Consider the following 13,316-nt stretch of genomic DNA (forward strand, 5'->3'; position numbering starts at 1 on the left):
GGCGCTCCGTGGCTCCCGCGCCACACGCCCTAGAATGACGGCCATGCCTGTCGACCGCTCCGACTCCCGGCCCCTGCACGCCCAGGTGGCCGACGCCCTGCGCGCGGAGATCCGCGACCGCTCGATCCCGCCCGGTGACGCCCTGCCCAGCGAGGCCGCCCTGCGTGAGCGCTTCGGTGTCTCCCGGAGTGTGGTCCGCCAGGCCCTGGCCACCCTGGAGGACGAGGGATCGGTCCGCCGGACCCGGGGGCGGGCTCCGGTCGCCGCGGTCCCCACCGAACACCACCGGCTCGTGCAGCGGGTGACCGGGCTCTTCGACCAGTTCTCCGCCGAGGGGCTGAGCCTGCGCACCGCCGTGCTCTCCCTGGAACGGGCCCGCACCGGCCCGCCCTCCGCCGTCCACCACCTGGTGACCGAGGATCTGCTGCGGCTGGAGCGCGTCCGGTCGGTCGACGACGAGGCCCTGTCCTACGTGCGCACCTGGCTCCCGGCGGACCGCTTCGCGGAACTGGACTCGGCCATGCTGGCCAACGCCTCCCTGCACCGGCTCATGGAGGTCCGCTTCGGCGCGGTGCCCAGCAGTGGCCGCAGGCAGATCCGCGCCGTCCCGGCCGACCCGCGCATCGCCCGTGAGCTGGGGGTCCCGGACGGGGTCCCGCTCCTGCTCCTGGAGGGCGGCACCTTCGACCAGGACGGCCTGCCCCTGGAGTGGTTCGAGAGCTGGCACCGCTCCGACCGCGTCGTCTTCGACATCGAGGCGGACGGCGCCACCGACCAGGTGCGGATCGCGCCGGGTCCGTCGCTGGCCGCTGGCCCGGCTCCGTCGGCCGTTTCGTCCGGGGAGCCCGCCCCGCACGGCGGGCTCGACCGCGCCGTGGCCCTCGCCGCCGAGCTGCGCTCCGAACTCGACCGTCTGCGCGCCGAGGGCTGAGCCTCCCGACCCCTCGGGGTTCCCGCGCCGAGGGGCGCACGGCGGGTCGGGTCCCGGGGGTCACTAGGATCTGGGCATGCCCATCGTGTTCGACCTGGTCAGCACCGACGCCTCACGTGTGGTGGTGCGGCCCTCGCCGCTCGCCGAACTGATGGCGTTCCTGCACAGCGTCGCCGAACCGGGCCACCACCCGGGGGCGAGCCGGGACATCCGCGCCGTGCGGTCCGGGGTGGACCGGGCCACCGAGCGGCGCCTGCGCACCTTCGCGCCCCTGTGGGCCAGGTTCCGACTGCGCGCGCTGCTGCCCCTGGACACCAGCCACCCCGCGACGTTCCAGGACGAGCTGGCCCTGATGAACGCCATGCCCGCGCCGGTGTTCGACTCCATGGTGGCGGAGACCATCGCGAGCGGGAGCTGGGAGCGCTACTACGGCCTGCGTGACCCCCACGACCACCGTGCGGAGTTCCTGGAGGTCTGCCGAGCCAAGAGCGAGGAGCGCGAGGAGCTGGGCGAGCTCTTCCTGGCGGACCGCGCGGCCTTCCGCCAGAACCTGTCCGACCTGCTCCAGCACTGTCACGACACGTTCTTCCGTGCCCGCTGGGAGGCGACCCTGCCCCAGCTCGCCACGGCCGGACGCGAGGTGCGGGGGCGCTTCTCCCAGGACCGGCTCGGGGTCGTGCTGGCCTCCCTCACACCGGGCGGCCACTACCTGCCGCAGACCGCGCAGGTGGCCTACGACAAGCTCCAGAACGCCTTCGTCTCCTGTGCGGGACGCGATCTGGTCCTGGTGCCCAGCCTGTTCACCCGCCCCCACCTGGTGGTGAAGTTCGAGGAGGCGCAGCCCCGCGCGAACCTGCCCATCGTGGTGCAGTTCCCGATCACCGAGATGGGCACCATCGACGTCCCTCTCAAGGAGTTGCAGCGGCGCATGGCCGTGCTCTCGGACCCCGCCCGCCTGGTGCTGTGCCGACACCTGGTCAACGAGCACTGCACCACCGGCGAGCTGGCGGCGCGGGTCGGGATGACCGAACCCCAGGTCTCCCGACACCTGCGACGCCTGCGCGAGGCCGGGCTGCTGGAGTCCGTACGCGACGGCAGGCTGGTGCGCCACCGCATCAGACTCGGCACCGTCTACTCACTGGGACACCAGTTCCTCACCCGGCTCGTGCAGTGAGGCCCGGGGGTGGGTACCGCGCCCGGTGTCCCACCCCCTCCCCGGGCCCCGGCCCGCACACGCGCCGAACGGGATCCGCGCCGGTCAGAAGTCGACCAGCTCCGCCTCCAGCCGCAGCTGCTCGGCGTCCTCCGGCCGGACGAAGCCGTCGGCCAGCATGCGGTCCAGGGCCCGTGAGTGCTCGCGACGGTAGCCGTCCGCGTCCCCGTAGCGCTCCACGAGCCGTTCGGGAGCGAGCGGGGTCTCACTGCCGTGGTACCAGGAGGGTCGACCCATCGGGGTGGCTGCCACCAGGGTGGAGAGCGGCGCGTCGGTGTGGGTGGTGCGGAGCCCGCCCCTGGCGTTGCCGATCCCGTCCCTGAGCACGGTGTCGGTGTCGCCCTCCGTCTCCAGGAGGCGGGAGGCCGGGGGTGTCGCCTCGCCCCGCGCCCACGCGGACAGCGACTCCAGCAGGGCGTTGTACACGTGGGAGTTGGGGAAGGTGGACCACCGGGCACCCTCGGGGAGCGGGCAGTCCCGGAGCCGCTCGCGGTCCCGGTCACTCATGTGCCGGGTCTCCCGGTGCGCCATCCCGGCCACCTCGTACAGCCGGAAGAACGGCGAGTCCGGCCTGCGGTGCGTGAGCCCCCGTACCTGGCCCGAGACCCCGCACGCCCAGCGCACGGACTGGAACTCGGCCTCCCCCAGGACCTCCATGACGGGCACGTCCACGTCCGGCAGCGCGGGCCCTCCCGACGCACAGGGCATGTACCCGTCGAAGACGGGTCCTCCGTCCGGCCGTCGCAGGGCGGCGTGGTGGCGCTCCACGAACCTGCGCACGACGCCGCCGGTCTGGGAGATCCCCGCGAACAGCAGGGTGCGCACGGCGGCTTCGGGCAGGCCGGGCAGGCCCTCCCTCAGGGCGTTGGCCACCTGGGCGATGATCTCGAACGACTGCGGCGTGGCCCGCCACCACCGTTCCTTGAACTCGTCGTACTCGCGGGCCAGCACCTCCGGCGTGGGGTTCTCCGTGAAGGGGATACTGCCCGCGAAGTCCTTGGCCAGCTCCCCGGAGGAGAAGGTCATCTCCGCGTACCGGCGCTGGTCGACCCCCTTGATGAGGTCGAGCGCGGACGGGGCCTGGGAGTCGATGCCCACCCAGATGAAGCCCCCGCGCATGATCTGGCGGTTGAAGGCCCGCCACACCGAGTTCCCGCCCCAGATGTGGCTCACCTCGGCCAGCGCCCGCCCCGTGTACAGCGACATGTCCGCGGGACGTCGGATGAGGACGCGGGTGCTGTAGGGGTCGTCGGCGGCCGTGCCGGAGACGAGGTACTCCTCCTGGACGTAGTCGTAGGTGGGGATGCGGTCGACCCCGTAGGGTTCGAGCACCACGGCCCGGTTCCCCTCGGTCTCGGGGACGGGTCCCCGGATGAGGGCATGCTTCGCCTGCGCGTGTCGGGTGGTCATGTTCTCCTTCTTCCAGAGCGGAAGGGGGCGGGACGGGCGGGAACGTGCGGTCAGAGTCGGGGCACGGCCTCGATCAGAGTGCGTGTGTAGTCGTCCTCGGGGGCGCGGAGCACCCGGGACGTGGGCCCGGACTCGACGACCCGGCCGCCGTTCAGGACGGCGACGCGGTCACACATGAAGTCCACGACGGCCATGTCGTGGCTGACGAAGAGCAGGGAGAGGCCACGCGCCCGGCGGATGTCCTTGAGCAGGTTGAGGACCTTGGCCTGCACGGACACGTCCAGTGCCGAGACCGGCTCGTCGGCGACGATCAGTTCGGGTTCCAGGGCCAGGGCGCGGGCGATGGACACGCGCTGGCGCTGGCCACCGGAGAACTCGTGGGGCAGGCGCCCCATCCAGGACCGGGCCAGCCCGACCTCGTCGGCGAGCGCCAGGGCCCGACCCTCCCGCTCGGCGGGGGTGTGCAGCCCCTGGACCCGGTAGGGCTCCTCCAGCAGCTCGCGCAGGGTCATGCGCGGGTTGAGGGAGTTGGACGAGTCCTGGAAGACCATCTGCATGCGGCGGCGGTAGGTCCGCAGTTCGGACCGGCGCATGGACAGGATGTCCCGGCCCAGCACCGTCACCGAGCCCGAGGTGGGCCGGATCAGTCCGATGGCCATGCGGCCCAGGGTGGACTTGCCCGAACCGGACTCGCCCACCAGGCCCAGGACCTCGTCGCGCCCCAGTTCCAGTGACGCGTCCCGGACCGCCACGTGCGCGGTGCGGCGCAGGATCCCGCCGAGGCGGAACCTCTTGGTCACGTGCTCCATGCGCAGGACGGGTTCGGCTCCCGCGGCGCCGTCGGTCGTGCTCATCACTGCACCGCCTTGGTGAATCGGCTCTTGTCGATGACGGGGAGGCGGTCCGGGCTGTGCCCGAGCCGGGGTGAGGCCTCCAGCAGGCCGCGGGTGTAGCCGGACTCCGGTGCGGACACCACCTGGTCGGTGGGGCCGGACTCCATGGCGTGACCGTCGAGCATGACCACGACGTCGTCCGTGTACCGGGAGACCAGTCCCAGGTCGTGGCTGATGAGCAGCACGGACAGCCCGAGTTCCTCTCGCAGGTCGGCCAGGAGGTCGAGGATCTGTTTCTGGATGGTGGCGTCGAGCGCGGTCGTGGGTTCGTCCGCGATGAGCAGGGCGGGCTCGCAGGAGATGCTCATGGCGATCATGACGCGCTGGCGCATGCCGCCCGAGAGCTGGTGCACGTAGGCGTCCAGGACGCCCCGGGAGGGCGGGATCCCGACCAGGTCCAGGAGTTCGGCGCTGCGCGCCCGGGCCTGGCGCCGGGTCAGTCCCAGGTGCAGGCGCAGGGGCGCCGCCATCTGCCCGCCGATGGTCTTGGTGGGGTGCAGGGCGCTCATGGGCTCCTGGAACACGAAGCCCATCTCCCGTCCGGCCATGGCGCGCCGTTCGCGGGCGGGCAGGGCCAGCAGGTCGCGGCCCCGGTAGAGCACCTGCCCGGAGGCGCGCGCCGTCTCGGGGAGGATGCCCATGACGGCGGTGGCGGTCATGGACTTCCCCGAACCGGACTCGCCCACGATGCCCAGGGTGCCCCGACCACGGAGGGTGAGGTCGAGGGAGTGCACCACGCGGCGCGGGCCCTCCGGGGTCAGGACGTCGACGTCGAGTCCGCGCACGTCCAGCAGGATGTCGTCGGTGGAGTTCGTGGTCACTCCTTGGCCTCCAGCCTGATGCGGGGGTCGAGTGTGGCTGCGACCACGTCGACCAGCAGGTTGACGAGGACGAAGGCCACCGCGATGAAGAAGATGCAGCCCTCGATGAGCGGGTAGTCGCGCCGCTCGACGGCGGTGAGCAGCAGCTTGCCCAGCCCGGGCAGAGAGAAGACGTTCTCGGTCACGACCGCTCCGCCGAGCATCGAGGCCAGGGAGAGCCCGACCACGGTGACCAGGGGCGCGAGCGCGGCCGGGAAGACGTAGGAGCGGGTGATGGTGCGCTCGGGCAGGCCCTGGGCCCGGGCCGTGGCCACGAAGGGCTGGTGCTTGGCGTCGAGCACGCCGTTGCGCGAGTACCGGAAGAGCGTGGCCGCCTCCAGGGTGCCCAGCGCCAGGCACGGCAGCGCCATGTGGCGCACGTACTGGACGGGGTCCTCGGTGATCGGGGTGAACCCCGCGACCGGCAGCCACTGGAGGGTCACCCCGAAGAGCATGACCATCAGGATGGCCAGCCAGAAGGTGGGCATGGCCACGCCCACCGCCGACCCGACCACCATGGTCCGGTCCAGGGCCCTCGACCTCGTGGCTCCGGCGACGGCGCCGAGCGCGGGGCCGATGAGCAGCGCGAGGAGCATGGAGATCAGCGCCAGCTGGCCGGTCACGAGCGCCGCGGACAGGACCAGTTCGGCCACGGGAGCGTGCAGGAAGATGGACTCCCCGAAGTCGAACCGCGCCATCCGGGCGAGCCAGTCGAGGAACTGCTGCCACATCGGGGCGTCCAGGCCCAGCTCGGTGCGTAGTTCCGCGATCTCGGTCGCCGTGGCGTTCTCACCGAGGATGACGGCGGCCGGGTCGCCCGGGGTGAGCCGCAGCAGGACGAAGAGCAGCACCATCGGCACGGCGACGGTCGGGATGAGCGCCAACAGGCGTTTGAACACGTAGGAGAGCACGGGTCACCCGTCCTTCTCGTCGGAGGGGACGGTGGTCCGGGCCCGCCGCGAGGACCGGGCCGAGGACTTCGAGGAGCGCGCCAGCTCGGCCAGGCGCCGGGCCCGCGGGTCCATGGCGTCGCGCAGCCCGTCTCCGAGGAGGATGAGCCCGAGGACGGTCAGCAGGATCGCCGCACCGGGGAACACCCCGATCCACCAGGCCACCGCCGCGTACTGCTGCGCGGCGGACAGGCTCGCGCCCCAACTGGGCACGTCCGGCGGCAGTCCGATACCGAGGAAGCTCAGGGCCGCGATGGACAGCACCGTGGCGGCGAAGCCCATGGTCGCCTGGACGATGAGCACCGAGACGGACTCGGGTGCCACGTAGCGGAACAGGATCCAGGAGTCACGGGCCCCCAGCGCGCGGGCGGACTCCACCATGGGCGCGGAGCGCGCGGTGAGCGCGGCCGCGCGGACCACCCGGGCGATCGGCGGTACCAGGACCACGGTGAGGCCGAACAGGACCGGCCCCACTCCCCGGCCCAGAACGCCGACCAGGCTCATGACCAGGATGATGTTGGGGAACGACATCAGCCCGTCGATGACGCGCATGACGACCGCGTCCACCCAGCGGAAGTAGCCGCAGACGACGCCGGTGAGGAACCCGGCGACGATGGCGAGCACCGTGCAGGCTGCGGCGATGCCGAGCGAGGTGCGGGCTCCGTGGAGCAGCACCGTCCACATGTCGCGGCCCTGCTCGTCGGTGCCCAGGGGGCCACCGGTTCCGGGGGCCTGGAGTCGCTCGCTCGGTCGGAGCAGGTCGGGGTCGCCGCCCAGGACGGGGGCGAGGAGTGCCAGCAGCGTGATGACCGCGACGATCGCGGCGCCCGTCATCGCGCTCGGGTCCCTGGAGAGGGACCGCAGGGTGGTTCTCATGAGGAGTCTTTCGTGCGCGGTGGGTTCCGGGCCCGGCGACCGTGCGGCGGGCCGCCGGGCGGCGGGGTCCTACTGGTCGATCCAGATGTTGTAGAAGCCCCGGACGGTCCCCTGCGTGGCCTCGAAACCGCCGACGTCGGCGGAGGTCACCGCGAGACGGGGTTCGTGGCCGAAGCGGATGAACGGGACGTCCTCCCAGATGAGTTCCTGGAGTTCGTCCCAGGCGGGCTTACGGCTCTCGGTGTCCTCTCCCTCGGTGACGGCGGCCATGAGCTCGGCCTTCTCCTCGGTGGCCCACCAGCCGGGGAAGTCGTCGTTGAGGAAGACCACGGTCAGCGGGTCGGAGTAGGCCGCGCCCCCGCCGAGGAACACCTCCCAGGTGTCCTCCTCGGTCCGCGTGGAGCCGAAGGTGGCGGCGTCCATCGCCTGGAGGTCGACGTTGAGGCCGACCGCCTCCAGCTGCTGCTGGACGATGGGGCCGTAGTTGTCGTTGGAGGGGCGGTAGAGCACGCGCACCGGGGTGCCGTCGTACCCGGCCTCGTCGAGCAGGCGCTCGGCCTCCTCGGCGGAACGGTCCGTGTAGGCCTCGGATCCGGCGTCGGAGTACCAGGGCGAGCCGGGCGGGAAGAAGCTGGAGTCCTCGGTGAAGTAGTCGGTTCCGCCGAGGTACTGGGTCTCGATCTCCGCGAAGTCCAGCGCGTTGAGCACGGCGCGGCGCATGAGCACGTCGCCCATCAGCTCGGACCGCAGGTTGAACTGCATGATGGAGAACTCGGAGTCCTCGCTCAGCACCGCCTGGAGCGAGGGGTCGGCCTCGTAGACGTCCAGCTGGTCGACGCCGAGGAACTGCGGGGCGACGTTCACCTCGGCCGTGCGCAGCTGGTTGAGCGTGTTCGACTCGTTGAACGGGACGAACTTCAGGGTGTCGGCGTGGGCGGTCTTCGCCCCCGCCGCGCCGTCCGGGTCCTCGTCGCGCGGGGCGTACTCGTCGAACCGGGAGGCCGTGGCCTGGCGGTCCACCGTGAACTCGTCGAGGCGGTAGGGGCCGGTGCAGTCCAGTGAGGACAGCTCGTCGTCCCCGGCGGCCTCCAGCGAGGACGCCGACATCACGTAGGCGCCGGTGTCGGGCGTGGAGAGCAGGGCGGGGATCGCGCCCGTGGGGTTGACGGTGGTGATCGTGACCGTGAGGTCGTCGGTCTCGGCGACCTCCTCCACCAGGCTGTTGAAGAGCTCACCCGGGTCGGAGTCGGCGTAGCGGTCGAGCGAGGCCACGACGTCGGCGGCGGTGAGCTGGCCGCCCTCGTGGAACGGGACGCCCTCCCTCAGGCGAAGCGTGTACACGCCCGCGTCGACGTCGTACTCGTAGGAGTCCACGAGGCCGTCCTGGATCGAGGTGTCGGCCGCGTTGGCGAACAGGCCCTCACACACCGAGGCGGCGACCATCCAGTTGGAACGCGAGGTGGTGGCGTGCGGATCGATGACGGCGGGCAGTGAGGCGACCACGAGCTCGCCTCCGGTCACCGGCTCCGAGGAGGCTCCGCCGCCCTGAGGGGAGCCGCAGCCGGACAGGAGGAGTGCCGTACCGCCCACCAGTCCAAGTGCGGCCGCGCTGCGCTGAGAGATCACGGATCAGGCCTTTCGGGGAAATCGGGATGGTGGTCCCGTGGGGACACCCACAGGTTAGGCATGGTTCACCCACGTGAAAGGCATCGTTTACCGCGACCCCGGTAAGAAACGATCAGGTGACGGAAGTTACAGGTGTGACTGGTGGGACCGTGGGTGTCCGTGACCCCACTCACAGCGACCACATCGGGCTGTCCTCCTCGGACGGAGCGGTCACCCCCGGCGTGGCCGGGTGGGCGCCGCACACGGGTGGGGTCGATCGTCGGGGGCAGGGCGTCCGCCGACCCGTCACCGCGCCGCCACCGGAACACGGCACGGATTTCACGCGGAGGGGTCTGGTCATACCGGCCGAGACACACCATGGTGTGAGGGTTCGACCGACTCCCTCCTCCCCCAAGGAGCAGCGTTGCCCGCGATCCCCCGTACGTTCCCCCTCACCCGCGCGCGCCGGACGGTGGTCGGCGCCCTGTCCGCCCTCACCGCCGCCGTTCTCGTCGCGGTCCTCGGCTGGGCCACCCCGGCCCTGGCCCACCACGTCCTGCCGCCCGGTATCCCCTCCACCTCGGCGGCGCAGTCGCAGCTCAACGGCCTGACCGTCCGCGCCAAGAACAACGGTGCGGGCTACGACCGCAGCCTCTTCCCGCACTGGGTGGTCATCACCAGCCCCTGCGACGCGCGCGAGACCGTCCTGCGCCGCGACGGCCACACCGTCCAGGTGGACGGCAACTGCCAGCCGACGTCCGGCCGGTGGTCCAGCGAGTACGACGGGGTGTGGACCGACAACGCGTCCTCGTTCGACATCGACCACATGGTGCCGCTCCACGACGCCTGGCGGTCGGGCGCCAACAACTGGTCCGCCAACCAGCGGCGCGCCTTCGCCAACGACGTCTCCGCTCCCCAGCTGTGGGCGGTCTCCGCCAGCAGCAACCGTTCCAAGGGCGACCGGGACCCCTCCGCCTGGATGCCGCCGCGTACCGCGATCCACTGCGACTACGTCAAGGCCTGGGTCAACGTGAAGCACCGCTACGGCCTGTCCGTGACCAGCGCCGAGAAGTCCTCCATCCAGGGCACCATCAACGCCCGCTGCTGACCCCCGACGATCCGGGCCGTGTGGACGCTGGTCCACACGGCCCGGACGTGTTCGGCGCGATGGCGGAAGGGGGCTTCCGCACGGTTCACCCTCTCGGCATGATGGTGCGATGAAACGCTGTGATTTCTGCGAACTCCCCCTGGACGGCGGTTGCGCCTGCGCTCTCGGAACCGACCGTCGTCGCGGCGAGGCGACCCCCGTGAGCGAGATCCACATCCACAGCAGCGGAAGGGCCCACCTTCCGGGCTGCCAGCACCAGTACCCGAGCGGGGTCAGCGCCCCACGGTGGGGATGGGTCCTCGACGCCGATCCCTCCGTGTGGCGCCGGATCAGTGAGAGCTCGCCCCTGCGGGCCACCCACGGCAACACCGACCGGGTCGCCACCAGCCGCTGCAAGGACTGCGACGTCTGAATCCCGGCACCGGTCCGGGTCCGAACGCCCTGGCCGGGGCGGTGGGTCGCACCCGCCGCCCCGGCCTTCGGCTCACCAGCCGGCCTCGGGTCCCAGCTCACGCAGGGAGGGCCGCACGGCGTCGAGGACCGTGGGGAACCACACCGAGAACTCGGCGGCCGCGCGCAGCCGCTCCAGCCCGGCGGCGTCCACGAGGGACGTCTCCGCCACCTCCTCGGGGTCGGGCCGGGTCCGGCCGCGGACCACCCCGACGAACAGGTGGTTGTACTCGCGTTCCACGAGCCCGGAGACCGGGTCCGTGTGGTGGTAGCTCACCGTTCCGGCCGCGCGCATGAGCGCCGGCGCCACCCCCAGCTCCTCTCCCGTGCGCCGGGACGCCGCCACGAAGGGGAGCTCACCGGGTTCCGGGTGGCCGCAGCAGGTGTTGGACCACAGGCCCGGCGAGTGGTACTTGGACAGGGCGCGGCGCTGGAGCATGAGTCGGCCCCGCTCGTCCAGCAGGAAGACCGAGAACGCCCGGTGCAGCTGTCCCGGGGCCTGGTGCGCGGACAGCTTCTCGGCGGTGCCCGTGGTGTTCCCGTCCTCGTCGACCAGTTCGAGCATGATCGGCCGGGGCTCGTCCCGCACGGTCTCGTTCACGGACCCGGCATGGGTGTCGGTGGTCATGAGCGCCCTTCGTGTTCGACGGTGGTGTGGTGTGCCGCGAGTGACGGCCCGGGCCGGGGCGGCCCCTGAGGGAGGGGCGCCCCGGACACCGGGCCGTGTGCGGGAGGGAGGGTCAGACCTTGTCGGCCGCGATGAGCAGGTAGTGGAAGCTGCCCTCCTTGTACGCGGTCAGGAAGGGGTCCTCGACCCCGGTCGCGACCTGGGACTGCGCCCGCAGCTCCCAGTACGGGATGGTCGCGGCGGTGAGGTCCACGACGTTGATCGGCACCAGGTTGTTGGCGGACATCGCCCGGAAGTACTCGCTCCGGGGGTGGATGTTGCACGTGTAGTGCTCGTCGATCCGGCTGACCGCCTTGGACCGGCCGCCGGTCACGTCGTTGTAGCAGCCGGTGATGGTGACGTAGCGGCCGCCGTACTCCAGCAGGCGGGAGTGCTCGCTGAAGAGCTCGAACAGGTCCACGTACATGGTGGACTCGTTGTTCCAGCTGGCCCGCATCGAACCCGACTCGAAGCCGGTGTCCAGCATGTTGCGGAAGTGGAAGCGCACCTTGTCGTCCACGCCCCGCTCCCGGGCCTGGGCGTTGGCGAACTCCACCTGCTGCTCGGAGATGCTCACACCGTCCACGTGGCAGCCGAACCGGGCGTTGGCCATGAAGCTGGTGCCGCCGCGGCCGGAGCCGGTGTCCTGGATGCGGTCGTCCGGAGTGATGTCACCGAGGTGGTCCAGGAGCACGTCCGCCTGCGCGGTCTCCAGGCGGTGCATCTCCTCGATGATCCGCTGTTCGCGTGTCTCCTCGGGGCCCTCCAGCACGGAGGGGTCGTAGTCGCCGATCCCGTAGTGGTGGTGGAAGAGACCGTCGACCTCACCCAGGCGGATGTTCACGGGGTCCTTCTCCGCGTTCCAGTAGTCCGCCACGGACTGCTGGTAGGCGGTCCGCAGTACCGGGCCCTGGTTTCGCACCGGGTTGTGAGAGGGCATGGTGGTGGTCATCGTGTTGCTCCTTGTCATGGATGACGTGTTGTGTTCGGGGGCGCACCGCGTTCGCGGGGCACACCGAACCTGAGCGGGGGCACGCGCCCCCGCTCGGAGGGGTCTCGGATGCGGTGGGGTCAGCTGGCGGCGGCGCCGTGGTAGCGCGCGGTCCGGGCGTGCCACTCCCGGCTTCCCCCGAGCCAGGCCCACACTCCGGCGAGGAAGCGGCGCAGTTCCGGTGAGCCGGAGAGGGCGAGCGCGGCCGCCTCCGCCTCGTAGGTGTGCATGATCTCGTCGTGGAGCAGGACGGTGCGCTCGATCGCCTCGCGCTCCGAACAGTTCTCCTCGGTGGCGATCAGCCTCGGCACGCTGAAGTCGGAGGGGTCCTCCTTGCCCATCGAGTAGAGGTCGTTCACGATCACGCTCGCCGACCCCGCCAGGGTGAAGACCCTCCGCACCCGGGGGTCGGAGAACTCGCCCTGGGACAGCTCGTAACCGGCGACCGCGTCGATGAGCACCATGCAGGGCACGAAGCTGTTCTCGTGCCGGTGCATGAGGAACTCCCAGACCGGGGGCCGCTGCTGGGTCGCCGCCCAGACCGCCTCCTGGTTGTAGGCCACGAACATGATGGCCAGCTCGTGCCGCAACCGGCGGACCTGCGCGGACGACGCGTGGTCGGACAGGTTGTCCAGGGCGGCGCGCAGCGCCACCATCACCGGGTCGGCCTGGACGACCTCCTCCAGCTGCGGGGCGTACCGCAGCGGCAGGTGCGCCTGGTCGATCACCGAGTGGGCGATCGCCAGCCGTTGCCCGAGCAGTTCGGGCCGGGCCTCCTCCACCTCACCGTCCATGTAGTGGTCGTCCACCGACCACTCGGACAGCGCGCACTTGGCCGCGGCCAGCAGCCGTTCGGGGTCGTCGGACTCGGGGTGGGCGAGCATGATGAGGCGGCCGAAGTCGCACGCGCGCACCCGGTCCAGCTGACCGGGGTACACCCCGACCTCCTCGGCCCACTCGACCAGCCGGTCGTTGACCTCCTCCCCCAGGGCCGGGTCGTCCCGGACCGCGGGAGGGCAGTACAGGACCGGGACCGGTGAGCCGCCGTCGTCCTTCGGGAGTCCGGGGCCCACGGGCGCGGGCGGGACCAGGGTGGCGGTCCGTGCGCCCCTCGGCTCGGACACGGGCGACCGGTCGGGCAGCAGGATCCTGGCGGCCGAGGTCCCCAGGCCGGTGGGTCCGCCGGGCAGGCTCAGCCCGCCCGCGGACCTCGCCGGGGCCGCGAACAGGTCGGCCTTGCCCGGGCGTTGGGGGTCGCGCAGCAGCGAGCGCACCAGCTCCGCCGTCGAGTGTCCGGCGCTGGTCGAGGACATCCGGGACAGCAGTGACACTCAGGCCTCCTTCCCTGACGGTGTGGATCGT

Annotated in this window: 13 protein-coding genes; 4 read left to right on the plus strand and 9 right to left on the minus strand. The window is 71.5% G+C overall.

Annotated elements, in window-relative coordinates; translation table 11 throughout:
• Window positions 1–34: 34 nt before the first annotated feature.
• Together AC0VYL_RS17015 and AC0VYL_RS17020 are read left to right on the plus strand one after the other, a co-directional pair.
• Window positions 35–931 (plus strand): GntR family transcriptional regulator, encoded by an 897-nt coding sequence (locus AC0VYL_RS17015; protein ID WP_475480800.1) that lies wholly within the window; start codon window positions 35–37, stop codon window positions 929–931.
• 76 nt (window positions 932–1,007) lie between these two features.
• Window positions 1,008–2,105 carry an ArsR/SmtB family transcription factor gene (locus AC0VYL_RS17020; RefSeq protein ID WP_475480801.1) on the plus strand — a complete coding sequence of 366 codons (1,098 nt, stop codon included), beginning with the start codon at window positions 1,008–1,010 and terminating at the stop codon, window positions 2,103–2,105.
• A gap of 84 nt (window positions 2,106–2,189) precedes the next feature.
• Here the strand turns inward: AC0VYL_RS17020 and AC0VYL_RS17025 are convergent, their stop codons facing one another.
• The 6 genes from AC0VYL_RS17025 to AC0VYL_RS17050 all read right to left on the minus strand — a co-directional run bounded on the left by AC0VYL_RS17025 (window position 2,190) and on the right by AC0VYL_RS17050 (window position 8,759).
• Window positions 2,190–3,554, minus strand: a complete 1,365-nt coding sequence (locus tag AC0VYL_RS17025; protein ID WP_475480802.1) for an alpha/beta hydrolase domain-containing protein — start codon at window positions 3,552–3,554, stop codon at window positions 2,190–2,192.
• Window positions 3,555–3,604: 50 nt separating this feature from the next.
• Window positions 3,605–4,408 carry an ATP-binding cassette domain-containing protein gene (locus AC0VYL_RS17030; protein ID WP_475480803.1) on the minus strand — a complete coding sequence of 268 codons (804 nt, stop codon included), beginning with the start codon at window positions 4,406–4,408 and terminating at the stop codon, window positions 3,605–3,607.
• Window positions 4,408–5,268, minus strand: coding sequence for an ABC transporter ATP-binding protein (locus tag AC0VYL_RS17035; RefSeq protein ID WP_475480804.1), 861 nt, complete (start codon window positions 5,266–5,268; stop codon window positions 4,408–4,410). The genes AC0VYL_RS17030 and AC0VYL_RS17035 overlap by 1 nt, the downstream gene beginning before the upstream one ends.
• A complete protein-coding gene (locus AC0VYL_RS17040) occupies window positions 5,265–6,218 on the minus strand; it encodes an ABC transporter permease (protein ID WP_475453976.1) in 954 nt (317 codons plus the stop codon). Before AC0VYL_RS17040 ends, AC0VYL_RS17035 begins: the two co-directional genes overlap by 4 nt.
• A 3-nt stretch (window positions 6,219–6,221) precedes the next feature.
• Entirely contained in the window at window positions 6,222–7,133 is a 912-nt protein-coding gene (locus tag AC0VYL_RS17045; RefSeq protein ID WP_475480805.1) for an ABC transporter permease, read from the minus strand.
• A 69-nt stretch (window positions 7,134–7,202) separates the two neighbouring features.
• A complete protein-coding gene (locus AC0VYL_RS17050; RefSeq protein ID WP_475480806.1) occupies window positions 7,203–8,759 on the minus strand; it encodes an ABC transporter substrate-binding protein in 1,557 nt (518 codons plus the stop codon).
• Window positions 8,760–9,162: 403 nt separating this feature from the next.
• Here AC0VYL_RS17050 and AC0VYL_RS17055 point away from each other — a divergent pair, with 403 nt between their 5' ends.
• Both AC0VYL_RS17055 and AC0VYL_RS17060 read left to right on the plus strand, forming a co-directional pair.
• Window positions 9,163–9,846, plus strand: a complete 684-nt coding sequence (locus tag AC0VYL_RS17055; RefSeq protein WP_475453982.1) for an HNH endonuclease family protein — start codon at window positions 9,163–9,165, stop codon at window positions 9,844–9,846.
• A gap of 109 nt (window positions 9,847–9,955) precedes the next feature.
• Window positions 9,956–10,258, plus strand: a complete 303-nt coding sequence (locus AC0VYL_RS17060) for a hypothetical protein (RefSeq protein WP_475480807.1) — start codon at window positions 9,956–9,958, stop codon at window positions 10,256–10,258.
• A gap of 72 nt (window positions 10,259–10,330) precedes the next feature.
• On the opposite strand, the gene idi is transcribed toward AC0VYL_RS17060, so the two are convergent.
• The 3 genes from idi to AC0VYL_RS17075 form a co-directional block, all read right to left on the minus strand.
• Complete coding sequence (idi, locus tag AC0VYL_RS17065; protein WP_475453986.1) at window positions 10,331–10,924, minus strand: isopentenyl-diphosphate Delta-isomerase; 594 nt, start codon at window positions 10,922–10,924, stop codon at window positions 10,331–10,333.
• 112 nt (window positions 10,925–11,036) lie between these two features.
• The gene (locus AC0VYL_RS17070; protein ID WP_475453988.1) at window positions 11,037–11,915 is read right to left on the minus strand and encodes a geranyl diphosphate 2-C-methyltransferase; all 879 of its coding nucleotides are present in this window, start codon (window positions 11,913–11,915) and stop codon (window positions 11,037–11,039) included.
• A 119-nt stretch (window positions 11,916–12,034) separates the two neighbouring features.
• Entirely contained in the window at window positions 12,035–13,285 is a 1,251-nt protein-coding gene (locus tag AC0VYL_RS17075) for a family 2 encapsulin nanocompartment cargo protein terpene cyclase (protein ID WP_475480808.1), read from the minus strand.
• Between the last annotated feature and the right edge of the window lie 31 nt (window positions 13,286–13,316).

This window comes from Nocardiopsis sp. iso_238 (assembly GCF_056173325.1).